We start from the raw sequence: 21,767 nt of genomic DNA, 5'->3' as shown, positions 1-21,767 counted from the left end.
ACTGCACCGCCAATGGCGCCAACACCATCGTCACCTGTGCGCTCAACCCGACCCCGCTCGCGGCCGCGGCATCGCCCGGCGCCAACGGCGGCACGGTCAGCTTCACCATTCCGGTCACGGTCAACTCGCCGACGCTCAGCGGCACCTACACCGCGAATGCCGCGCTCGGCCGCAGCGTGCCGGACGGCGACGGCGATACCACCAACAACGACTACAACACCGCCAATGACACCGCCAGCGGCCCGCTGGTGTTCCAGAAGCAGCCGATTCTGCGCCTGCGCAAGGCGCTGCCGCTGGGCCGTTTCGTCGCCGCCGATCAATTCGCGCTGAGCATCGCCGGCACCGGCGGCCCGGCCACGGCGACGACCACCGGCACCGGCAACACCGCGACCGGCGAGGCCCTGTTGAACGGCGCCGTTGCCGCGACCTACAGCTTCACCGAAGCCGGCGCGGCCGGCGCCAACCTGGCCAACTACACGACCGCCTATGCCTGCACCAACGCGCTCGCCGGCGGGCAAACCCCGAGCGGCAGCGGCGCCAGTTTCAACGTCACGGCGGTGGCCGGCGACGAGCTGACCTGCACCTTCTCCAATACCCGCGCACCGCTGGCCAACCTAGTCATCAGCAAGACCAACACCCCGGGCTCCGGTCCCGACGATCAGGGCACCGACACGCTGACCCGCGGCGCCGCAACGACTTATTCGATCGTGGTCACCAACAACGGCCCGGACGCCGTCACCGGTGCGATCCTGCGCGATCAGGCGGCCGGCCGCAGTGGGTTGACCTGCAACGGAACGCCGACTTGCACCGGCAGCGCCTGCCCCGGTGGTGTGACGATGGCCGCGCTCGAGGCCGGCGTCCCCCTGGGCACGCTGACGAGCGGAGCGAGCGTGACCGTGACCCTGCCGTGCACGGTCGACTGAGCGCCGTACACGCAGCACGGCGCCTGCACCGGGTCGGCATTGCCAAGTCGACCCGGGTTGAAAACCCGGCCCGAGCACCCATTGGATAGGGCAACCAGGCGCCGACGACCACGATGACGACGGACATCCGAGCCGCACGATGGCCACAGGATCTGCCTGTGGTGCGCAGCTTGTTCCACGAATACGCCGAGAGTCTCGGCATCGACCTCGGTTTCCAGGGGTTCGAGAACGAAGTCGCCGCGTTGCCGGGCAAGTACGCGCCGCCCGGCGGACGCTTGTTGATCGCCTGGCGCGGCGAGGAAGCCCTCGGCTGCATCGGGCTGCGCGCGCTGTCGGCCGGCTCCGGCGAGATGAAGCGCCTGTACGTGCGGCCGCAAGCGCGCGGCGAACGACTCGGGCGCCGGTTGGCCGAGGGTATCTGCGCAGAAGCGCGCGATGCCGGCTATTCGCGCATCTGCCTGGACACCTTGCCGAGCATGGCGCCGGCCCAGAAACTGTACGAGTCGCTCGGCTTCCGGCCGATCGCGCCTTATGTCTACAACCCGGTGGCGGGCGCGCGTTTTCTGGCGCTCGATCTGTAACACGACGAAGTGAAGCGGTCACCTTCGCCCCATCTCGTCGCGATCACGCGTCGGGCAAGCGCAACCGCGCTTCGCCATCGCACGCGCGCGCGCAGCGCGGAACGTGGCCGGATACGCGTCGACATCGCGTAACTCTGGTGAGACCGCCGGCACCGGTGCCGCGGTCGTCTCCAGGGGGAAAGGCCGTGCATCGAGCCAAGCGCTTCGCGTTGTTGTTTGCATTGTTCGCCATCGTCTCGACGAGCATGGGGTGCACCAACCTCGGCGCGGTCCGCAGCTTCGCCGCGACCTCCAGCCAGCTCACCGGCTATCGCGAAGTCACCGAGCGCTATGTCGGCAGCGCCGATCGGCAACTGGCGAATCTGCCCGCAAGCAAGCTCTACGACCCGGCCCGTAAAGAGCTGCAGGCGCTGAAGCAGAGCAGCGAGCAGCAGAAGGACAGCCTGCTCAAGCTGCACGACACCGCCACCGGGTATATGAGCGCGCTGGCCGAACTCGCCGGCGAGGACGCTTACAACCTCAACGCCGATATCGACAAAGTCTCCGGCGCGATTACCGCCGCGCCCGAGCTCGGCATCGGCGCCGAGGACGTGGCCGCCTACGGCAAGATCGCCAAGCTGGTCAGCAGTTGGGCGCTCGCGGCCAAGCAGGCGCGCGACGTCAAGGCCATGTTGAAGACCTACGGCGACGACATGGACCGTTTGCTCGGCGCCATGCAACGTGCGGCCCGGTCCTACGAAGGCGTCCTGCAACAGGAAAAGGCATCGGCGGACAGCATCCAGATGCTCAGGCTGACCGTGTGGAAACAGCCCAAGAGCGGCGATGGGCTGCTCGACGAGGCGCGCCGCGATGCCATTGTCGCCATGTCCAACAATGCCTATGCCGGCATCGCCGAGCAACAGGCCAAGGCGCTGCGGGCCGCGGCCGCCGCATCGCAAGGCCTGGCACAGGTGCGCAGCGGCCACGCCGCCATGCTCAAGGACGCCGACCGTCTGAAGTCCAAGCAGTTGCAGGCGCTGCTCAAGCAGGCCGTCGCCGACATGAAAACCGTGCGCGCCCAGCTGGACGCACTTTGACCGACAGGGGAAGGACATGGCCAAGCAGATACTCGAAACCGCCGAAAGCGTCCAAGCCGCGGCCGACCAGTTCGTCGCCTGCGCCGACGACGTCGGCAAACGCGCCAAGGCCGGGTTCGATGCCGGCGACATCGGCATCGAAGAATTCATCGCCCAGGTTCCCGAAGAGCTGCGCCTGCGCGGCCAGGCCATGGTGCTGTACAGCAAGGCCATCGATTACGTGCTGACCGATGCGCAATTGCCGCAGGCCGAGCTCGACCAGGCCATCGCCGAGGCGCGCGCCAAGATCGCGACGATCAAGCAGGTCCGCAAGGCGATCGAAATCTTCTCCGGCGTGGTCGTGCTGGCCGCGGCGATCGTCGCGCGCGACGCCAACGGCACGGTCAAGGCGACCAAGGCCCTGGCCAAGCTCGCGAAAAGCGACGAACACAAGCCGGCCGCGAAGGCCGCAGCCAAGAAGGCGAAGAAGGACCCGAAGACGGTGGCCTGATAGGCGCCGCTCATCGGTGGCTCGACGATCACGTCGAGCCACCGGGCCGGCTCAGACCATGCGCGCCTGGAACACCGCCAGCCCGTTTGCCGCGACCGCCGCCAGGTACAGCCCGATCCCGAACACGGTGTGGTTGAGCACACTGTGCAGACGCGCGTGGCCAGGGCGCGGCGTGCGGCGTGCGGCGAGGCCGGCGCCCATGCCCGGCTGCATCAGCAGGAACGGTGCGGCGACGCTGCCGATGCCGACGATCAAGGCCGGGGCGAGGCTCGGCTGGCCCGCCCAGTCGAGTCCCCATGCGGCGAGCAGCACCGCCGCGAAGGCGATGCCGATCAGATAGTGGGCGGTCCAGCCGATCGCGCGTTCGCCGCGTACGCGCGGCGTCGCGCCGATCGGGTCGTGGCGGAAGCGTCCGCGTGGCAGGCAGGCGATCCAACGGCCGACCAGGCCGTAATCGGGCGCCGCCATGCGCAACCACCGGCTCCGGACGAGACCCCAGACGTCCATCAGCGCGGTCGCACCGATTCCGATGGCAGCGGCACGCACCAGCGCTTCGACGAGCTCAGGCACGGTCTGCGCCGTTCGATGACAGCGAAGACGACGAGGCGCGCGCACCGATCATCCAGCAAGCGGCGGTGTAGCGGACCTCGGCGCCGTGTACGAAGGGATCGAACGCGGCGCGTACCGTTTCGACGATTTCAGCGCGGGTGCGCTCGTCGGCTTCTTGCAGGAACAGGCCGAGCGGCCCCAGCCGACTCAGATAGCGGGCCAGCTCGCTCGCGGGGAAACTGCAGGTCACATCGATGGGCTGCAGGCCGATGTCGGTCCAGCCGCTGTCGTCCAGGATGCGATGAACGCGCTGCGCATCGGCGAAGGCGAACTGGCCGGGGCCATCGGGCTTGCGCGCGGGCAGTGTCGGCAGCAGCGGGGCGGCGGCGCGTTCGGCCGTGGTCATGAACGGATTGTCGGCGGCGCCGCGCCAGGCGATGAGGCGCAACTCGGCGCTGTCTTTCGCGGCGTGTCGAAGATTGGCGAAGGCGGCGACCGGGTCGGCGAAGAACATCACGCCGAAGCGCGAAACGATCGCGTCGAAGCGGGCCGGCGCGAAGGCATGGGTTTGCGCATCGGCGCACAGGAACTCGGCGGATATGCCGTCGGCATCGGCCCGCGTCCGCGCCAACGCGATCATCGGTTCGGAAATATCGATGCCCACGCAGCGTCCGCCGGCGCCGAGCCGACGCGCCAGTGCGAGGGTGACCGCGCCGGTGCCGCAGCCGATGTCGAGCACCTCGCGCGCCGAGCCGGCGACCGCTTCGACCAGTCGTTCCTGGATGGGTTGGAACATGCCGTCGAGCAAGGCCTGGGTGTCGACCCAGGCCCGACCGGCCAGGCCGTTCCAAAGTTGCGCCTGCTCGTTACCGGCGTCGTAGGCGGTGTTCATGTCCGTGTCCCGATTGCCATTCAGCGGCGGAAGCGGCACTGTGCCAATTCAAGTCGACTTGAGGTCAAGAGGGTGAAGGAACTGGACATCGCCGAGGTGGCACAGCGCTCCGGAGTGCCCGCTTCGACCCTGCGCTATTACGAAGAAAAAGGCCTGATCGCCTCGATCGGACGGCACGGCCTGCGCCGCGTGTTCGCCGCCGGCGTGCTCGAACGGCTGGCGCTGATCGCGCTGGGGCGAGCCGCCGGTTACCGCCTCGACGAGATCGCATCGATGTTCGCGCCGGATGGCCCCCCGCGCATCGATCGCGAGCAACTGCGCGCCAAGGCCGACGAGCTCGACCGGACCATCCGCCAGCTCAGCGCCATGCGCGACGGCCTGCGCCACGCCGCGGCCTGCAAGGCGCCGAGCCACATGGAATGCCCGACCTTCCGTCGCATCGTCCAGGCCGCCGCCACCGGCGCCCTTGGTACGCGCATGCGCAAGCCTCCGCAGCGATCGCGCGACTGATCGAACGCGCGATCAGAACGCCCAGTCCGAGGAAGGCATCTCACCGTAATCGGATGCCGCGGTTTCCCTTGCTCATGCCGACGCCCGCAGCGGCCGTGACGACGGCGCGGTGCGCGCGCCGCGTTTGATGGCCTGCGCACGCTTGGCGATCAAACGGATCACCACCGCCGTGAACAGCAGCGCCGACGGCACCGCGTACCAGAAGTTGACCGGCACCCGCTTGAAGTACGAGTAAGCGAAGATCGTGGCGATGATCCACATGCCGACGACGTGCAGCCGGTGCCAGGCGGTCGGTCCCAGGCGCCGCGCCAGGGGCCGGTACGAGGTGATCGCGAGCAAGGCGATGAAGGCGTAGCCGAGGCTGCCGGGCACGTTGGTCAGTGCCGAACGGCTCGGCCAGAACTCCGGGTTGAGCTGTCCGAAAGCGTAGATCGCGAAGGCATGCAGCAAATGCGAGAACGCGAACGACAGCCCGACGACGCGCCGCTCCTTCAACAGTGCGCGAGTGAAGTCGCCGGGCAACAGGGTTGCGAACGAAGACGCGGTGAAGGCTGCCAGGAACAGCACGAACGAGGTGCGCGCGGTCGCCCGGATGGCGCGGCGGCTGCCTTCGACCGCGTCGGGGCCCATCAGGAAAGCGGCTGCCGCGATCGCGCACAGGACGATGGCCAGCAGCAGGAACAGCCGCCAACCGGTGAGGCGTTGCAGGACGAAGGTGGCGATCATGCGAATGCTCCAAAGCTCGGGTTCGGGTGGAGGCGGGACTCTCCGGCGGCGGCGCCGGTCGTTTGAAGTTGGGCGTCGACGATGCCGAGGGCTTGTAACTGCGCAAGCACATCGAGGCCATGCTCGATGAGGCCATCGGCCGGTTCGCCCGCTTCCTCGGCCAACGCCCGCAAGTGATCGCGGCTGCTCAGCGGCTGCGCCGACACGGCGAGCAACAAGCGATAGCCGAAGGCGGTTAAGCGCAGGGTCCGCAGTTCGTGATCGGCGCCGCGCTGGACGATGAGCAAGGTCGGCGCCTCGGGTGGGTCTTCGAGATCGCTCAGCCCGGCTTCGGCCGCATCGACCGGCCAGCGATAGCCGCAGATGCGCACCAGCGGCGACAGCATCGGCACGCTGTCGCCGGTCATCGCTACGGAGCCTGTCGGCGGCGCGGCCGTTGCGGCCAGCAACAGCGCCTGCTGGGTCCACTCGAAATGCGCGAGTTCCGCGGCCCAGGCCGGCAGGTCGGAGGCGTCCGCCCGACTCAGGTAGTCGACGAGCTCGCCGCCGACTTGGGGGAACAGTGGCGTCTCGCAGCGATGCCGTGCATAGAAGCGGGCCACCAAGGCCTGCCAGCCCGGCGCCTGCAGCGCCCGGCGCAGCCGCGGGAAGCTGCCGGCCAGCAGGTTCTCGACCGCGCCCACGCACAACGACCGGTACAGCGCCATGCGTTGCGGCGCTACGTCCTGCGGCGGCGGATGCGACGGGTCGCGCAGATGCCGCGCCCACGCCAGTTGCAGGGTTCTCAGCGATTCAGTCACGGACGGGCTCCGACGGATGCGTCGAGCGGACGGCCTCGGCCTGCAGCGCGCGGATCTGCGCGAGCTCGCCGAGCAGTTCGTCCCAGACCGGGAAATTGAAGTCGCGTTCGAGCAGGGTCGGTCTTACCCCGAAGCGCCGATGCGCCTGCTCGAGCAGGGCCCAGACCAGCGCCTTCACCGGTGCGCCGTGGGTGTCGACCTTGAAACCGTCGTCCTGGTCGAGGTGCCCGGCGATGTGGTAGGAGGCCACGCGCTCGCGCGGAATACGCGCGATGAAATCCAGCGCGTCGTAGCCGTGATTGCAGGCGTTGACGAAGACGTTGTTGATGTCGAGCAGCAGATCGCAGTCGGCCTGCGCCAATACCGCGTTGATGAAGTCGATTTCGCTCATGGCCGGCTGCGGCGCCGCGTAGTAGGAGATGTTCTCCACCGCGATGCGCCGGCCCAGCGTGTCCTGGACCTGGGCGATGCGGGCCGACACATGCCGTACTGCCTCGTCGGTGAACGGCAACGGCAACAGGTCGTAGAGGTGACCGCCGACGGCGCAATAGCTCAGGTGCTCGCTGTAAAGACCGACGTGGTGGCGATCCAGAAAGCGGCGCGTATCGGCGAGCAGTTTGCCGTCGAGCGGATCGGTGCCGCCGAGCGACAGCGACAGGCCGTGGCAGGCGATCGGAAAGCGTGCCGACAGGTCGGCCAGGGCCTCGCCGAAATGGCCGCCGACGCCGATCCAGTTGTCGGGCGCGCACTCGAGGAAATCGACCTGGCCCGGCGCCAGCCCGAGCAACTCGTCGATCAGGCTGCGCCGCAGGCCGAGGCCGGCCGAGGCCGCAGGCAATGTCTGGTTCATGGCGGTGCTCCGCGTGGATGAGCGCCGCCACCGCAGGACGATGGCGGCGCGGGGTTTCAGTCGGCGATCTGCGAGAACAGTCCCTTCGGCATCGGCTTGCCGTTGGCCTGGTAGGTGCGCTTGAGGAAGTCGTGCGCCTCGGCCTCGCTGATGTAGCCGTCCCGGCCGCGGTCGATGCGATCGAAGTCGGCCGCGCGACCGGCCGCGACGGCGAGGAACTCGGCGCGCGACACCTTGCCGTCGTGGTTGCTGTCGGTCTTGGCGAACGAAGCATCGCCGCACTTGCCTTCGCCGCAGGCACCTTCGGCCGTGGCCTTCTTTGCGGACGTGCCGGTTTTGCCGGCGCCGCATTTGCCTTCGCCGCACTTGCCTTCGGCGGCGGCGACGCCGGCGAAGCCGGCCAGGGCCTGCGGTTGCGCGGCCATCGCTTGAGCGCCGAACAAGGCGCCGCCGGCCAGGACGATGCTCAATGCGCCGACGAGGGAGTTGCGGGAGTGGGAGGTGGACATGGGTGGTACTCCGATTGGATGCACGCCAGGCGTGCGGGATGGCTGCCGCGGCTGCGGCAGGGAAGCAGGGAAGGGATTGCCGAGCCGGAACGGATCAGGCGGCGGACAGCGCCGGGGCCGGCCGTCGCGACTTCGCCAGGTGCAAGGCGATCGAGGCCAGCCCGATCAGCGCGCCGATCGTCGCGGGCAAGGGCAGCAGCGCGATCAACGGCAGGCACAGGGCGAAGGCGACCACGCCCCAGCCGAGCGAGCCGCCGCGCGCGAGGTCGGGTGCCGCGTGCCGGAACAGCCGGTCCAGGCTCAGCGTGCCGCCGCCGCCGAGCATCAGCGGCAACAGCATCGCCAGATAGATCAGGGGCAGCTTGAAGTTGCCGTAGCCCTGGTCGCTGATCGCATAGCCGCGCCACAGCTCGGCCAGGCCGCTCCAGTGCTCGGGCCAGTGCACCGCGGCAATGGCCACCACGGTCAGCACCCACAAGACGTACGCGACCGCGCGGGTGCCCAGGCCGAGCAACAGGGCGAGGCTGCAGCCCAGTTCGAGCCAGGTCGCCATGGTCCAGTTGAGATCGGGGCTCAGGCGCGAGAACGGAAACGGAAAGCGCTGTGCGATGTCGGCGAACCAGTTCTGGCCGTGCAATTTTTCGATGCCGGCCTCATAGAACTCCCAGGCCAGCAGGATGCGCAGGCCGAGCGGCGACAGCGATGCTCCGACGCGGTCGAGGCGCGGGCCGAGGCGGGTGATGAAGGACGGCAACATGCGAGGCTCCTGGCTGGACGAGTGACGAAAGACCGGGAGCCATTACGCGATCGCGACGTATCCGCAGGGTGTCGGGCGAAGCGCGGATTTGTGTACCAATGTGGCCGCGCGCGGCCGCGGATACATTGCGATACGAATCGGCGGCAGTGCGGCGCTCGGCGACCGCCACGAAGGCCCTGCCTGCGCCCGGCACCGGGGGTTGTCCACCGGCGCGGCGGCATCGGTTTGTAAGCGAACGTATCCGGCGCCGCCGGCGAAGCCTTGCGATACAAGAAGCGATGCACGCGGAAACACAGGCGATACAGCCGCGGCGCGCAATGGCCACTCCCCAGCCCAGGAGTGTCCCCATGATCCGCACGCTGTTGTTCGCTTCCCTGTTGGCCGCGACCGCCGGCTCGTCCGCGGCCGCCGAGCACGTCCGCCCGATCGATCCGCACGCGCCCACCGTCGTACTGGTCCACGGCGCCTTCGCCGACGGCTCCAGCTGGAGCCAGGTCATTCCCCGTCTGGCGTCCTGGGGCGTGCCCGTGGTGGCGGTGCAGAACCCCCTGACCTCATTGGAAGACGACGTCGCCGCCACCCGTCGCGCCATCCGCGCCGCGCCCGGCAAGGTGGTATTGGTCGGCCACTCCTGGGGCGGCACCGTCATCACCGAGGCCGGCAACGACCCCAAGGTGTCGGCCTTGGTCTATCTCGCCGCGTTCGCGCCCGATGCCGGCGAGAACTCCGCCCAACAAGGGCAGGGTTATCCGGTCGCTCCGGGCTTGAGCCGTCTGCTCGAGCGCGAGGGTTTCCTGTCCTTGCCCGAAGCGGCGGTGCGCGAGGATTTCGCCCAGGACCTCAAGCCCGCCGCCGCGCGCCTGATCTACCGCACCCAGGGTCCGCTGAAGGCGAGCGCTTTGGCCGAGCCGGTGACTCGAGCCGCATGGCGCGGCAAGCCGAGCTGGTACGTGCTGTCGCGACACGACCGCATGTTGTCGCCGCAGTTGCAGGCCGCGACCGCCCGCCGTATCGGTGCGCAAGTGCATTCGCTGTCGGCCAGCCATGTGTCGCTGTTGTCGCAACCGGACGCAGTGACCAACGCCATTCTCGAGGCCGCCGGCATCCAGGCCGCTGCCGCCACCGCCGATAGCGGAGGCTGAGGTGATCGCCCTCGCCCTGGCCGCGCTTGCCGGCATGGCCACCCTTCTCTCGCCCTGCGTGCTGCCGGTGCTGCCGATCGTGCTGGCGCGCGGTGCCGGCGGCGATCGCCGCGAGCCGCTGTTGATCGGCGCCGGCTTCATCGGCGCGTTCGCTGCCGGCGGCATCGCGCTCGGTCTGCTGGCGTCGTCGTCGGGGCGCTTCGAAGCCGCCGTGCGCCTCGCCGCGATAGCGGTGTTGCTGCTCGCGGGGCTGTCCTGCGTGTGGCCGGGCGTGTTCGAACGGGTGCAACAACGCTGGCTGGCCGGATCGCGGCTGCTGGCCTGGCAGCCGCGCGCCGCCGGGCCGGGCGGTGCGCTCCTGGTCGGGGTCTCGCTCGGCATCGCCTGGACGCCCTGCGCCGGTCCGGTCCTGGCCTCGGTGTTGGCGCTCGCCGCTGGGGCGCAGGACCCGGCGCGGGCCAGTGCGCTGCTGGGCATGTACGCGCTCGGCGCGGCGGTGCCGTTGTTGGCCTTCGTTTACGGCGGCCGTTGGGTCGCCGCGCGCATGGCCTCGCTGCAACGGCATAGCGCTTGGCTGCGCCGCGCATTCGGCGTGGTGGCGGTGGCCATGGCCCTGCTGCAACTCGCGCAACTGGATACCGCGCTCATCGCCTGGCTGCTGCCATGGCTTCCTTCGATCTCCACCGGACTATGACCATGTCGAAAACCATCACCGCACTGCTCACGGCCGCCGTCGTCATCGTCGCCGCCCTCGCCATCGCGCCCGCGCTGGCCTGGCCGGAGGCAGGCGCGCACGGCAAGGGCGCCATCGCCTCGACCGTCGCGCCCGACCTCGCCGGCGGCGGCCCCTGGATCAACAGCGAACCGTTGTCGTTGCCGAAGCTGCGCGGCCAGGTGGTGCTGGTCGAGTTCTGGACCTATTCGTGCATCAACTGCATCCGCGTGCTGCCGCATGTTTCGCGATGGCACGAGCGCTACGCCGCGCAGGGCCTGGTGGTGATCGGCGTGCACACGCCCGAATACGGCTACGAGCGGGTCGGCGCCAATGTCCGCGCAGCGGTAAAGCGCCTGGGCATCGGTTATCCGGTCGTGCAGGACAACGGTTTCCGTATCTGGAACGCCTACGGCAACCGGTATTGGCCGGCGCTGTACCTGATCGACCGCCAGGGCAGGATCGTCTACCGCCATTTCGGCGAAGGCGACTACGCTGTCACCGAAGCGGCGATCCGCGAACAGCTGGCACGCCCGTCCGCCGCGCCGGCGCCGCGCGTTACCATCGCTGGCGCAGTGCGATAAGCCCTCCGGAACCACGCCATGACCCATGTAGACCACATCCTGATCGTCGACGACGACCGCGAGATCCGCCAGATGGTCGCCGACTATCTGCAGAAGAACGGCCTGCGTACGACCACCGCCGCCGACGGCCGCGAAATGCGCGCGGCGCTGGAGACCAGCGACGTCGACCTGATCGTGCTCGACGTGATGATGCCCGGCGAAGACGGCCTGTCGTTGTGCCGCGGCCTGCGCGCCGGCCATCACCGCGCCGTACCGGTGGTGATGCTGACCGCGCGCGACGACGAGACCGACCGCATCGTCGGTCTGGAGATGGGCGCCGACGACTACGTCGTCAAGCCGTTCTCCTCGCGGGAACTGCTGGCCCGCATCAGCGCGGTCATCCGCCGCACCCGCATGCTGCCGCCGAACCTGCAGGTCAGCGAGGCGGGGCGCCTGATCGGCTTCGGCCGGTGGCGCCTGGACACGACCGCGCGCCATCTGCTCGATGCCGCGGGCACGGCCTATCCGCTCAGCGGCGCCGAATTCCGCCTGCTGCGCGTGTTCCTCGACCATTCCCAGCGCGTGCTCAGCCGCGACCAGTTGCTGAACCTGACCCAGGGCCGCGACGCCAATCTGTTCGATCGTTCCATCGACCTGCTGGTCAGCCGCCTGCGCCAGCGCCTGCAGGACGATCCGCGCGAACAGGCCTACATCAAGACCGTGCGCAGCGAAGGCTACGTGTTCTGCCAGGCCGTCACCCTGCTGGACGAAACGCCATGAACGCGGCGCCGCGCTGGCGCTGGTTCCCCCGTACCATCGCCGCGCGCCTCACCCTGATCCTGTTCGCCGGCCTGCTGCTGGCGCACGCGCTGTCGTTCGCGTTGCTGTTCTACGAACGCTACGTTTCGGCGCGCTCGATGATGCTGGGGAACATGGAGCAGGACGTCGCCATCAGCGTGGCCTTGCTCGACCGGATGTCGCCGGCCGAGCGCCGTCAGTGGGCGCCGCGCCTGGAGCGCCGCACCTATCGCTACCTGCTGCAACCGGCGCAGGCCGGCGCACCGCTGTCCAGCGAACGCGCGCGCCAGGTCGCCGCGTTGATAGACCGCAGCCTGCAGCACCGCTATCGGCTCGTGGCCACGGCGGTCTCGCAATCGCCGGAGCGTTTCCAGGTGCAGTTGAAGTTGGCCGATGGACAGCCGCTGACCCTGGAAGTGACGCCGTCGGTGATGCCGATCGCGCGCTGGCTGCCGTGGGTGCTGGTGGCGCAACTCGCCTTGCTGCTGCTGTGCGCGTGGCTGGCCGTGCGCTTGGCGACCCGCCCGTTGGTGCGGCTGGCCGATGCCGCCGAGCGGCTCGACCCCGCCCATCCCTCGGCGCCGCTGAGCGAGTCGGGGCCGGTGGAAGTGGCCAAGGCCGCGATCGCCTTCAACGCCTTGCAGGCGCGTATCGGCCACTACCTGGCCGAGCGCCTGCAGATACTCGCGGCGATCTCGCACGACCTGCAGACCCCGATCACGCGCATGAAGCTGCGCGTCGAAAGCATGGACGCCAGCCCCGAACGCGCGCGCCTCGGCGAGGATCTGTCGCAGCTGGAGCAACTGGTGCGCGAGGGCATCGCCTACGCACGCAGCACCCACGGCGCTACCACTGCGCCGGTCCAGCTCAATTTGCAGGCTTTGCTCGACAGCGTCGTCTGCGACTACCAGGACGCGGGTAAGCCGGTGCGCCTGAGCGGCCATAGCGATCTGTCGCTGACCACGCGCCCGCAAGCGCTGCGCCGCGTGCTCGAGAACCTGATCGATAACGCGATCAAGTACGGCGGCAGCGCCGACGTCGGCGTTCGCGCCATCGCGCCGGACCGGTTCGCCATCGACGTGGACGATGCCGGCCCCGGCATTCCCGAGGAGCACATGCAGGCCGTGCTGCAGCCCTTCCATCGCCTGGAGAGCTCGCGCAATCGCGACACCGGCGGCACCGGATTGGGATTGGCGATCGCCGAGCAGCTGGCGGCTCACCTGGGCGGCCAGCTGCAGCTCACCAATCGCCGCGAAGGCGGGTTGCGTGCGAGCCTGGTGTTGCCCCTCGTCGCCTGAGGCAAGGCGCGGCGCCTGCCCTTCGCTGGAGCTGAACCAGTCAGCTTGAATGCCGGTCGCGACGCAGCGGCTGCGGTCAGCCGCTGCTGGGGCCGCTGGCGTCGCCGAACCAGCACAGCGCATCCAGCTCCGCCGGCGACAGATAGCGCACGATGATCTCCGGTGCGTCGGGCGGATGAATCAGGCGCACGGCGGTCGTCGTCTGCTGCTCCTGATAGTGCGTCTTGGCGGCATGGCAGGCGCCGGCGATCGCATCGGCGCGCGACGAGTACGCCACCGGCGGCGCATCGGACGCTTCCGCGCGCACGCACCAGGCGCCAGGCTGTTCTTCGATGACGTCGTAAAACTGCACTGTCCTGGCGACTCGACCGTCGCGCCCCCTCTTGTTGCTCCTGGCGTGGAGAATAGCTTGCCGGGGCGCGGAAGACGCAAGTTGCTGCGCCAAATGTCACAGCTGTGAAACCTCCGCCCAGCGCAGGGGGGCCGAGCGCGATCCGGTCGAGGATCGCAGGCGCCGATCGTGTCGCTGAGCCGGAAGCGACATCGAGCCTTGGTCGCGCCGGCCGGAACAGGGCAGTCTCCTTTCGGCCCGCCCTGGCGCCGGGCTGGGATGGGCGAGGACCGCGCACCGGCGACCGCGATCGCCACAACGGCCGAGCGTACTTGCCTCGACTCGGGACGGTGTGGAAGATCACATCGAGGGATCGTGCTGTAAGAATGCTAGCGTCGAGGCATGGAAAACCGCTGCGCATTTCGACACACAGGTTTCAAGCGCGAGTCACGAATACCGAAACCCGGAGTGCGATGAACGACACCGTTTCGGCCGGAAGAGCGATCTCGAAGTCGTCCGGATTTTTCCCGTAGGGTCGAAGGTGTTCGCGCGGTCGCCCCGCTTCAATCGCAGCGAACCTTCGCGAAGGTGGGCGAGCGTCGGGGCCACGTCATTGCCGCGGTCGATGATCGTGCGAGACGAGCGCATCGCATCGCTCAATTCGAGGGGCGCAAAGTCTTGGGCTGCGCACTGGCGGACAGCGGGCAAGCATCGGTCAGGCTCGCCGAAGTTTGTTCGGCCGTTGCTCGGGGGCGGTCCGGTGTCGCCGCGATTCGCTACGCAGCGCCTTGCGCCCTGACCAGATAGCCGATCATCGAGACGATCAGCCAGATGGAGGCGAAGGTAATGGGCGCGGCCAACAGTGCTCTCCACCTCCATCCGGTGCCGCTGACCTTCGATGCCTTCTGCAGTCCCGCCACGACGTAGACGGATCGATTGCCGATGTAGATCGAGAGCAGTACCGCGAGCGCATAGGACGCATAGGTGAGCAGGCTGCTGCCGAATTTCGCTCCGACATAGCCTACGGCGGCGACGAGCGTAGTCCACTCGACCACGCGGAAAACCTCTTCCGATAGCCTTCTGAGTTTGTACTCGAAGCCGACTTCCTTCTGCAGCCCTGCCCAATCCCTGGTTTCGTGGTTCATGGAGGTTCCTGCTTCGGTCGTGGACTGATGAGCACAACGCGGACGGCGCCCCATGCCGGCCATGGTCCGGCTTCAAGGCGACAATCCGCGTTCGGTGGGTATGTCGTGCGGTGATTGGAACAGGCATTACTGGGACGATGGGCGAATGCGTTGCCCCTTGGTAGGCTCGCCTCGCGTCACCGGCGCGCCATCGGCGAGGTAGTGGGTAAACTGCGCGGGCAGCGCGGTCGAGCCGTTGAACTTCGGGCCGTCCTGCAACTGATAATGCAGATGCGCTTCCGAGGAATGGCCGCTGTTGCCGCATTCGCCCAGACGGTCGCCGGCATCCACGCGGTCGCCCCGTTTCACACGCAGCGAGCCCTTGCGAAGGTGGGCGAGCATCGAAAACTCGCCGTTGCCGTGATCGATGATCACACGGTTACCGGTCAGGTCCCTGGCATTCAACTTGCCGGGCGGATTATCGGCGACGTAGTCCACCACTTCGACGACTTCGCCTGCGGCCGGCGCCAGGATCGGCTTGCCGAAGCAATAGTAATCTTCATTGCGAAGTCCATCGCCGGCATGAGTGGCGCTGCCGCGAACGATGGCCAGGTCGGCGGCGAAACGCTGGCCGACGAATTCGGCATGGTAGTTCTGCTCGAGCGTGCGGCCGCCCCAGAACACCATGAACTCTTCCTCGAACGGCAATTGCAGCGCGGTCTTGGTCCGATAATCGAGGTGCTTGCTCGGAGCGGCCTGTTTCGGCGTTTTCGGCTCCTGGACGACGGAAAAATCGGCGACCTCGCCATCCTTCGCGAACGACCAGATCACCAGGTAGATATCGGGAGACTTCTCGAACCGGACCCGGCGCCTGTACACGCTCGCGAGGGGGTCTTCGCTAACGGACTCTTCGAGGACGGTCTGCTCGACGCCCAGATGAGTGTCGATCTGATCGCGAAAGCTCGCGAGACCGTCGCGGGTCTTGAGTGCGCCTTGCATTCTGGCGCCGAAGCTATCCCATACGGTATCGATTCGTTTCGCATAGAACGCGGCAGTCAGATCGGCGCCGGCTTTGCGCGCATCCAGTGCATGCGCAGTCGTTGCATGAAGCAGTGCGGACAGCAGGATGAGCAAGAGATAGCGCTTCATATCGCAGCTCCTGTATCGCATCAGTTTCTCTGATGCTCTAGATCGCGATTTAGCGCGATCGCGGAACTGCGACAGCGCCGCCTGTCTCAAATTCGACACGCATGCCAGCCAGAAGAATCGGTCGAACGTTCGTCGTGGAACTCGACGCGAGTAGGCGATCGATGCGCAAACAGGAAAACGCAGAACGCGGCAGGCGGCGGCCGCGCTTCCAGCGATTCCCTCTATCGCTTCGATGCCGTGCGGATGCGCCGCAGCAGCGTCGTCATACCGGCCGAAAGCGGCGGTTTGTTATCGGCATGTTAGTCTTCGTGAGCAAAGTGAACGCCGGACGTCCGCGCAGGACGCGAACCCAAGGAACGGACTGATGAGACAGACAGGCAAGTGGATGGTGGTCGGCGTGCTTCTGGCTTTCGCCACTGCCGATGCGCGGGCTCAGGGAGCCACCGACATCGGCGCCACCATCGACATATCCTCGTACCGGTTGAACCCGCCCGTGTATCCGCGCGAAGCCATCGAGGCCTGCGTCGCCGGCACGGCGGTCTTGCTGATCGATATCGACAAGGACGGTCAGCGCAGCCAGGCCGTGGTCGAACGTTCCAGCGGCTACGCCTATTTCGACCGGGCCGCCATCGAGGCGAGCAAGCGCTGGAAATACAACCCGGCGACGGAAAACGACCAGCGCGTACCCGGCAAGGTGCGCATACCGGTCGACTTCGCCGAGTACGAAGGGTGCTGGACGGCCGACCCCGACGTGGAAGCCCGTCTCGGGGCCGCTTCATTGAAGGAGCATCCGCCGAAATGGCCGGTGATCGTCGCAGAGCAACATCTGAGCGGCCTGGTCGTGCTGCTGATCCAGGTCGACAAGGACGGCACCAGGAAGAACGTGAAAGTCGGCGTATCCAGTGGCGACCACGACATCGACCAGGCGGCCATGCTCGCAGCGCTCGATTGGGAGTTCCAGCCGGCGACGCTGAAGGGCAAGCCGGTGCGGTCCTTGCTGCAGCTGCCATTGCCGTACGGCCAGCAAGAAGCCCGCTAAAGCCTCTCTGAGCGCTCCATCCGTCCTGAACTGAACGTATGAATCCACGTGTCGGCGGTCATGGGGCGCTTCGAGTTATTTTCTATCCAAGCCCGTGAGGTCTTAGCGTAGTGAGAAATCTTCGATATGCCCGATTCCTTTCGGAAAGAAACCGCCAAATTCAACGGTGCTGAACAGGATGGAAGAAAATCAGATTTATCCAGCAGGCTTTGATTTCGTGTGGATCGGGCGTGATGAAAAGGGTCGCCTGGCGGCTTTCGTCACTGCCGGGGGCGGTCAGATTCCGAAGAGCCTGCTCGGCAAGAGCGGCGAGATGCTATGCGATATCGAGAGAGCGATTCTCGACCTTCCGAAGGTCTCTGGCGTGAAGCTTCACGTCGAAATTCCCAGGCCAGATGACTTCATCGCGATGGCAGAGCGCGGGTTCTTTGTATTTGATTGGCGCGATGTACACCGAGCGACAAAAGAGGAAAGCGGCTGCTACGAACTCGTCGCGACTCCCTTGCGGCCGACGACCTTCGCAGAGGCTGCGGCGGGGAAAATAATCCAAAATGTGCCGCTATCTGATTTTGACCTTAGTGCCGTAACGAAGATTCGCTTACGAAATGTGGATGGATTCATCGGTCCTTATCCCGAGTGATCCGCTCGGAACCTGCCGATCGACCGTCCCTTCAAGACGGCGTCTGGCCGCTGCCGATCGCTGCAGCTTGAGGGGGTGAGTTGTTATTTAACAGTCTGTGGATTGAACTCATGAAGCCTGTATGTTGCGGCGCGCTGGTCGGTGTACTGGTGTTCTTCGCGAACGGAGCGTATGCGCAAGACGTCCCAAGCATCGATGCGCGCGTGGATCGGATGTCGAAGTTCCGCCATCCCCCGGTCTATCCCAAGCAGGCGATCCACGCCTGCGCCTCGGGCACGGCGGTCATCATCATCGATGTCGATGCCAATGGTCGTTTCATCGATGCCGTCGTCGAGAAGTCCAGTCGCAATGCCCATCTCGACCGGGCCGCGCTGGAAGCCTCGCGCCGGTGGAACTACAGTCCCGCGAGCGACGAGCAGGGCCGGAAAGTGGCGGACAAGATACGGATTCCGGTGGATTTCGAAGCGCACGAAAGTTGCTGGAGCAAGCAGGTACCCGACACCCCGGCGCGTCCCGAGCTGTCCTCAGTAGAGCGCTCACCGCCGCGATGGCCTGCCATCGTCGACGAGAACGGGCTGAGCGGCGAGGTCGTGTTGCTCGTGCTGCTCGAAGAAGACGGCTGGAAGCATGCGGTCAGGGTCGAAACAACCAGTGGCGACCCGGATATCGATTACGCAGCCGTGAACGCCGCGGAGAATTGGAAATATGAGCCGGCGCTGCTCGACGGCAAGCCCGTGCGCACGATTCTGCGTTTGCCGATGCGTTACGGCAAAGGCGAGCCCGCTCGCTGACGCAGCGTCTTGGGGGCAGTGAGTTCGGTGTGAGCAGGGGCTCGATCTGGATCGCACCAGCGGTAAACGAATCGACATTCGGAGATCGGCCTGTCTCCACCGCGGTCAATGCGCTGACTTATAAAGTTCGCGAGCGGGTGCTGCCAAATCGTGGAGCTTCAGTTGGCGTAGGGCGGAATCAAGCCCGCCCTACGCAACCTCCAGGTTAGCGCGATGCGTATGCATCCCAAAGCGGCCCTTCCATCCTGCCGCTAAAGATGAGAGTAGCGCCGTCAGAAACCGGCTCGTACCCGCACGCAAAAGAGCGAACTCCGTACTTGAGCGCCAACCGTTCCGCTCCATGTCTCAGTGATGTCGCCGTCTGCCCCGATGCAGAAGTCGTGTCCTTCCACTCGAAGATGATCAGAGCATCGGTAACCCCTTCCGCACAGATCAACTGGACTAAGGGCTGGGAAATTGAAGCCTCGCCAATCAAAAGTCTATTTGCTCTTAAGCTCAACATCCCAGGAGAGGGCGGCTGTGCTGAACTGAAGACGGAAATATAATCACCCAGGTGAGCACCGGCCTCCATCTCAAATTCGCTTGCCGAAAGATCAAAAGGCGGCTCTGTGGAAAAGAGCTCCATTACAAACGGTTCTAGCGCGCCCACCGGAACCGCTTCGAACACTAGCTCTATCAATTGGCCCATTGTGGCCCTGCCTTCTCCTGAGTACCTCAAAAAATCCTCCGATAGTGCCATCCATCGAACGAATTAGTTACGCCCGCCGCCTCCGCTCTGCGCCACCCAAAGAACAGCGCTACGGTCCAAGCCAAGAGAGTCAATGACTTCATCAATAACCTCTTCCCGTTTACTCGCGGAATCAAGGCGTAAAGTGAATTGTCCAGCCTGCTGATGAAGAAAGGAAATTAGCTCAATGACGGATCCAGACTTTAGTTGGGCACCGATGGATCTCCATGGCCCGAGACCTACCCCATCGCCTTCCAACAACTTGCCGCCGAAATAGGTGGTTAGAAGCGACTCATCCAGTTGCAGGATCGCCAGTTCTATGTAGTCACCACTTGGCCAACGTGTGCTCGGAGGAAGCGGGGTCATTGCTAGACTGCTCATATAATCGGAGAGATGCCAGTACGGTGTCGCCACACGACGAGGTCGCCTCAGTGGGGCCGCGCCTTCGTTTACCTGCACTCTTTCACCAATAAGCTAAAAGTAGTTTCTCGATCGGAACTGAACAAGTCGACGTAGGTCGTCAAGCAGAACCACGCTGCACAAATACTTTGCTCCCTTGCGTGCAAGCATTAGCTGCATCACGACCAGCAACCAATACCAACAATCAATAGCCAAAAAAGAACAACGCGATGCGGGTCTTGAGCTTCATGCGCTGCCAGGGAGTGAGCTTGTCCTATTAGGCCGACGGGGAAGCTGCAAAAGGTCCGACGCCATCAATGCTGAAGATCCACGGCTCAAGAGCCGACACAGAGAAGACTTCCAGTACGTGTCCCGTGGCGAATACCAGCGCCGGATCGAAGCCAGCAGTGGAGCTCTGGCTGCGGCATTCAACGATCATGTTTCCGACAAGAACCGATTGAAGTGAAGGAACGTCGACCTCGTCAGATCCCATCAGGAACTTCCCTGTCTCGAGTACTCGCCACGCGGTCAGCAGCGTCAGATGCCATCCATGGCCGTGAATCAGGAGACAAGGATCCGTGTAGGTCACACTCCTAGCCACGAGTGGGAGCTGCCGAGCTAGTATTTCCATGCTATTCGAGTTCATGCTTAATCTCGTTGCTCCACATGTGTTCTTTCCCAGACGTAATTCCGGCGTTCTGCGGTTGTAGCTCCCCATGGAGGGTGCGGCACTGCACCTTCAGGTGTAACTGGTCCGTCATTCGTGTGGTCAAATGACGTTCTTCGTGGAGCTTGACCCGAAGGGTCCATGGCTCGTGCGGTGACGCCGTTCGGAAGCTCGTACGCGCTGTTCTGCACTTACCCATGCGTTACGGCAAGGATGAGACTGCACCTTCTCGGTGAACCATGACTATCCAGGCTTGTGCAGTTAAGCAATAACCCGCAATTAGCTATGCACCATCAATAACGGCTTTGTCGCGGCCAATCCTGCTTGTTCCGTAGCGGATTGAACGCACAAGCCGCCAGGTAGTGGCTTGTACGTAAGTAGATAGATAACTTCATCTAGTATGTATAGCCGATGCTCTTCTCGACAGCAGCTATTAGCGATTCCAGCGATTGGTCGCGAGCACTAGCCCCTAATCGTTGTAGGAACTGAGCGAGCTCTTGCTGCAAATCTTCAGCCGCGTACTCGATTGGGTCGGATCTATTAAGGAGAACAGAGCGGGCCGGCTTTATCAGTCTGGTTTCAGAATTATCTGAACTCGAAATTAGCCTGAGACGCATTCCTTCGGAGTCATAAGCAACATATCCGGAGATGTCAGGAGATTCGACATACTGCTCGAGATCATGTGCCGTCCGAAAGAGTAGAACATCTCCATTGTCGATAAGAACTATCGGATTTTTCATTAGAAGCGTCCGTAGAATGACTGATCCGTAGACTTGGTTTCCCAAGGTCGATGTCTGCCAATACCTTGCCCTGGGCAGTGTACTTCCATCTGGAGCTAGCCCGCGGCGGTGATAGTGCGGCCATTTTCCAATAGGGTGTCCCGTTCGATTTCCGAATGGTGCGATACGGAGGTTCTTGCCGAAGGAGAACTCGTAGCCTAGGCGAATGAAATTTATCCCGCGCCAAATAGAGGAAATTGTGGATGCGCCGCCGGAACGTCCCAATGAAAGTGCTCCGAATCCAGCGACTCCAGATGTGATGCCCACTCCTCCCAGTTCATTACCGCCGCTTGGATTTCCATGGGATCAACGTTCGCAAACCAGTCTTCGTTATAGCTAGCTTGAGGCGCTACCCTTTCTGCTGCACTAGGGCCGCTGCTTGACGATTGCTTATTACGCCCCGTATCTAGTGAGCTGCGTGCGGATGTTTGCAATTCTGCGGCACCGCCGCTATCGCATACGCTTTTAATACGAGTTCCAGTGCAGCCCAAACGGCCGTCGGGATCCAAGAACTTGTACGGATTGTTGTTGGCATACCAGTAGCGATTGAAGTTCGCCTCAGTGCCGCTATTCGTCGTTACGGGATCGACCGACAAGAATCGTCCGATATCGGGATCGTAATAGCGCTGCTGCATGTAGTTCATACCGGTCGCCGCGTCAAACACATGCCCCGTGTAACCAGGACCATCATCAGGCGCCGTTGGCGCTAGCACCTTGCCGTACGGCTCGTACTCGTTGCGTTGCAGCGCGTTGCGCCTGGTATCCGCAAACTGCAGGCGACTTCCTAGCACATCCATGTGCAGGCACCCCGCGCAATGGCGCTGCCGCCGTAAGCGGCGGCTTCCAGATTGTCAGGCTGCCACCAAGGCAGACATGGTCCTTCGCGCCTTCCGAAAGTTCTGCTGATAGAGCAGTTGCCCCGACTACTGCATCCGCCGCTTCTAG

The 21,767-nt window shown here is 65.0% G+C and carries 27 protein-coding genes; 13 read left to right on the top strand and 14 right to left on the bottom strand.

Annotated elements, in window-relative coordinates:
- The 4 genes from ACTJJK_RS18885 to ACTJJK_RS18870 form a co-directional block, all read left to right on the top strand.
- The coding region (locus ACTJJK_RS18885) for a prealbumin-like fold domain-containing protein (protein WP_440730953.1) at positions 1-923 on the top strand (923 nt) is incomplete at its 5' end.
- A gap of 158 nt (positions 924-1,081) precedes the next feature.
- The gene (locus tag ACTJJK_RS18880; protein ID WP_235186177.1) at positions 1,082-1,504 is read left to right on the top strand and encodes a GNAT family N-acetyltransferase; all 423 of its coding nucleotides are present in this window, start codon (positions 1,082-1,084) and stop codon (positions 1,502-1,504) included.
- 185 nt (positions 1,505-1,689) lie between these two features.
- Positions 1,690-2,580: a hypothetical protein gene (locus ACTJJK_RS18875; RefSeq protein ID WP_440730952.1), complete on the top strand. Its 891-nt coding sequence runs from the start codon at positions 1,690-1,692 to the stop codon at positions 2,578-2,580.
- A gap of 16 nt (positions 2,581-2,596) precedes the next feature.
- Entirely contained in the window at positions 2,597-3,070 is a 474-nt protein-coding gene (locus tag ACTJJK_RS18870; protein ID WP_440730951.1) for a hypothetical protein, read from the top strand.
- Positions 3,071-3,121: 51 nt separating this feature from the next.
- Here ACTJJK_RS18870 and ACTJJK_RS18865 read toward each other — a convergent pair whose 3' ends face one another.
- Together ACTJJK_RS18865 and ACTJJK_RS18860 are read right to left on the bottom strand one after the other, a co-directional pair.
- Positions 3,122-3,640 carry a DUF2938 domain-containing protein gene (locus tag ACTJJK_RS18865; RefSeq protein WP_440730950.1) on the bottom strand — a complete coding sequence of 173 codons (519 nt, stop codon included), beginning with the start codon at positions 3,638-3,640 and terminating at the stop codon, positions 3,122-3,124.
- Positions 3,633-4,511, bottom strand: coding sequence for a class I SAM-dependent methyltransferase (locus ACTJJK_RS18860; RefSeq protein WP_223619082.1), 879 nt, complete (start codon positions 4,509-4,511; stop codon positions 3,633-3,635). The genes ACTJJK_RS18865 and ACTJJK_RS18860 overlap by 8 nt, the downstream gene beginning before the upstream one ends.
- Positions 4,512-4,583: 72 nt before the next feature.
- Here ACTJJK_RS18860 and ACTJJK_RS18855 point away from each other — a divergent pair, with 72 nt between their 5' ends.
- Complete coding sequence (locus tag ACTJJK_RS18855) at positions 4,584-5,021, top strand: helix-turn-helix domain-containing protein (protein ID WP_440730949.1); 438 nt, start codon at positions 4,584-4,586, stop codon at positions 5,019-5,021.
- 72 nt (positions 5,022-5,093) lie between these two features.
- On the opposite strand, the gene ACTJJK_RS18850 is transcribed toward ACTJJK_RS18855, so the two are convergent.
- The 5 genes from ACTJJK_RS18850 to ACTJJK_RS18830 all read right to left on the bottom strand — a co-directional run bounded on the left by ACTJJK_RS18850 (position 5,094) and on the right by ACTJJK_RS18830 (position 8,663).
- On the bottom strand, positions 5,094-5,747 hold the full coding sequence (locus ACTJJK_RS18850; protein WP_440730948.1) for a ferric reductase-like transmembrane domain-containing protein: 654 nt from the start codon (positions 5,745-5,747) through the stop codon (positions 5,094-5,096).
- Positions 5,744-6,547: an HvfC family RiPP maturation protein gene (locus ACTJJK_RS18845; RefSeq protein ID WP_440730947.1), complete on the bottom strand. Its 804-nt coding sequence runs from the start codon at positions 6,545-6,547 to the stop codon at positions 5,744-5,746. The genes ACTJJK_RS18850 and ACTJJK_RS18845 overlap by 4 nt, the downstream gene beginning before the upstream one ends.
- Positions 6,540-7,397 carry an HvfB family MNIO-type RiPP peptide maturase gene (locus ACTJJK_RS18840; RefSeq protein WP_440730946.1) on the bottom strand — a complete coding sequence of 286 codons (858 nt, stop codon included), beginning with the start codon at positions 7,395-7,397 and terminating at the stop codon, positions 6,540-6,542. Before ACTJJK_RS18840 ends, ACTJJK_RS18845 begins: the two co-directional genes overlap by 8 nt.
- 56 nt (positions 7,398-7,453) lie before the next feature.
- Positions 7,454-7,906: an HvfA family oxazolone/thioamide-modified RiPP metallophore gene (locus tag ACTJJK_RS18835; protein ID WP_408951654.1), complete on the bottom strand. Its 453-nt coding sequence runs from the start codon at positions 7,904-7,906 to the stop codon at positions 7,454-7,456.
- Positions 7,907-8,000: 94 nt separating this feature from the next.
- Positions 8,001-8,663 carry an HvfX family Cu-binding RiPP maturation protein gene (locus ACTJJK_RS18830; protein ID WP_031370264.1) on the bottom strand — a complete coding sequence of 221 codons (663 nt, stop codon included), beginning with the start codon at positions 8,661-8,663 and terminating at the stop codon, positions 8,001-8,003.
- Between the two features lie 347 nt (positions 8,664-9,010).
- Between ACTJJK_RS18830 and ACTJJK_RS18825 the strand changes: the two genes are divergently transcribed.
- From ACTJJK_RS18825 to ACTJJK_RS18805, 5 genes are read left to right on the top strand one after another with little or no spacing between them, the layout of a single operon-like run.
- Positions 9,011-9,805, top strand: coding sequence for an alpha/beta fold hydrolase (locus tag ACTJJK_RS18825; protein WP_031370263.1), 795 nt, complete (start codon positions 9,011-9,013; stop codon positions 9,803-9,805).
- Between the two features lies 1 nt (position 9,806).
- A complete protein-coding gene (locus tag ACTJJK_RS18820) occupies positions 9,807-10,499 on the top strand; it encodes a cytochrome c biogenesis CcdA family protein (protein WP_031370262.1) in 693 nt (230 codons plus the stop codon).
- A 2-nt stretch (positions 10,500-10,501) separates the two neighbouring features.
- Entirely contained in the window at positions 10,502-11,101 is a 600-nt protein-coding gene (locus ACTJJK_RS18815; RefSeq protein WP_051884309.1) for a thioredoxin family protein, read from the top strand.
- 18 nt (positions 11,102-11,119) lie between these two features.
- Complete coding sequence (locus ACTJJK_RS18810) at positions 11,120-11,860, top strand: response regulator (RefSeq protein WP_031370260.1); 741 nt, start codon at positions 11,120-11,122, stop codon at positions 11,858-11,860.
- On the top strand, positions 11,857-13,176 hold the full coding sequence (locus ACTJJK_RS18805) for a sensor histidine kinase (RefSeq protein WP_031370259.1): 1,320 nt from the start codon (positions 11,857-11,859) through the stop codon (positions 13,174-13,176). Before ACTJJK_RS18810 ends, ACTJJK_RS18805 begins: the two co-directional genes overlap by 4 nt.
- Before the next feature lie 76 nt (positions 13,177-13,252).
- Here the strand turns inward: ACTJJK_RS18805 and ACTJJK_RS18800 are convergent, their stop codons facing one another.
- The 3 genes from ACTJJK_RS18800 to ACTJJK_RS18790 form a co-directional block, all read right to left on the bottom strand.
- Positions 13,253-13,528 carry a hypothetical protein gene (locus tag ACTJJK_RS18800; RefSeq protein WP_031370258.1) on the bottom strand — a complete coding sequence of 92 codons (276 nt, stop codon included), beginning with the start codon at positions 13,526-13,528 and terminating at the stop codon, positions 13,253-13,255.
- A gap of 755 nt (positions 13,529-14,283) precedes the next feature.
- The gene (locus tag ACTJJK_RS18795; protein ID WP_031370257.1) at positions 14,284-14,652 is read right to left on the bottom strand and encodes a hypothetical protein; all 369 of its coding nucleotides are present in this window, start codon (positions 14,650-14,652) and stop codon (positions 14,284-14,286) included.
- Positions 14,653-14,778: 126 nt separating this feature from the next.
- Positions 14,779-15,780: a M23 family metallopeptidase gene (locus ACTJJK_RS18790; RefSeq protein ID WP_031370256.1), complete on the bottom strand. Its 1,002-nt coding sequence runs from the start codon at positions 15,778-15,780 to the stop codon at positions 14,779-14,781.
- Between the two features lie 385 nt (positions 15,781-16,165).
- On the opposite strand from ACTJJK_RS18790, the gene ACTJJK_RS18785 reads away from it, so the two are divergent.
- The 3 genes from ACTJJK_RS18785 to ACTJJK_RS18775 all read left to right on the top strand — a co-directional run bounded on the left by ACTJJK_RS18785 (position 16,166) and on the right by ACTJJK_RS18775 (position 18,250).
- Positions 16,166-16,819 carry an energy transducer TonB gene (locus tag ACTJJK_RS18785; protein WP_440730945.1) on the top strand — a complete coding sequence of 218 codons (654 nt, stop codon included), beginning with the start codon at positions 16,166-16,168 and terminating at the stop codon, positions 16,817-16,819.
- Positions 16,820-16,997: 178 nt separating this feature from the next.
- On the top strand, positions 16,998-17,459 hold the full coding sequence (locus ACTJJK_RS18780) for a hypothetical protein (RefSeq protein ID WP_152566052.1): 462 nt from the start codon (positions 16,998-17,000) through the stop codon (positions 17,457-17,459).
- Positions 17,460-17,569: 110 nt separating this feature from the next.
- On the top strand, positions 17,570-18,250 hold the full coding sequence (locus tag ACTJJK_RS18775; protein ID WP_081930540.1) for a TonB family protein: 681 nt from the start codon (positions 17,570-17,572) through the stop codon (positions 18,248-18,250).
- A 205-nt stretch (positions 18,251-18,455) separates the two neighbouring features.
- Here the strand turns inward: ACTJJK_RS18775 and ACTJJK_RS18770 are convergent, their stop codons facing one another.
- The 4 genes from ACTJJK_RS18770 to ACTJJK_RS18755 form a co-directional block, all read right to left on the bottom strand.
- Positions 18,456-18,938, bottom strand: a complete 483-nt coding sequence (locus tag ACTJJK_RS18770) for a hypothetical protein (protein ID WP_440730944.1) — start codon at positions 18,936-18,938, stop codon at positions 18,456-18,458.
- A 63-nt stretch (positions 18,939-19,001) separates the two neighbouring features.
- Positions 19,002-19,343, bottom strand: a complete 342-nt coding sequence (locus ACTJJK_RS18765) for a hypothetical protein (RefSeq protein WP_440730943.1) — start codon at positions 19,341-19,343, stop codon at positions 19,002-19,004.
- A 310-nt stretch (positions 19,344-19,653) separates the two neighbouring features.
- On the bottom strand, positions 19,654-20,022 hold the full coding sequence (locus tag ACTJJK_RS18760; protein ID WP_440730942.1) for a hypothetical protein: 369 nt from the start codon (positions 20,020-20,022) through the stop codon (positions 19,654-19,656).
- A gap of 973 nt (positions 20,023-20,995) precedes the next feature.
- Complete coding sequence (locus ACTJJK_RS18755) at positions 20,996-21,619, bottom strand: RHS repeat-associated core domain-containing protein (RefSeq protein ID WP_440730941.1); 624 nt, start codon at positions 21,617-21,619, stop codon at positions 20,996-20,998.
- Positions 21,620-21,767: the final 148 nt, after the last annotated feature.

Source organism: Lysobacter sp. 22409, assembly GCF_052045105.1.
Taxonomy (GTDB): domain Bacteria; phylum Pseudomonadota; class Gammaproteobacteria; order Xanthomonadales; family Xanthomonadaceae; genus Lysobacter; species Lysobacter antibioticus_B.
This window is presented reverse-complemented; position numbering and strand designations above follow the sequence as displayed.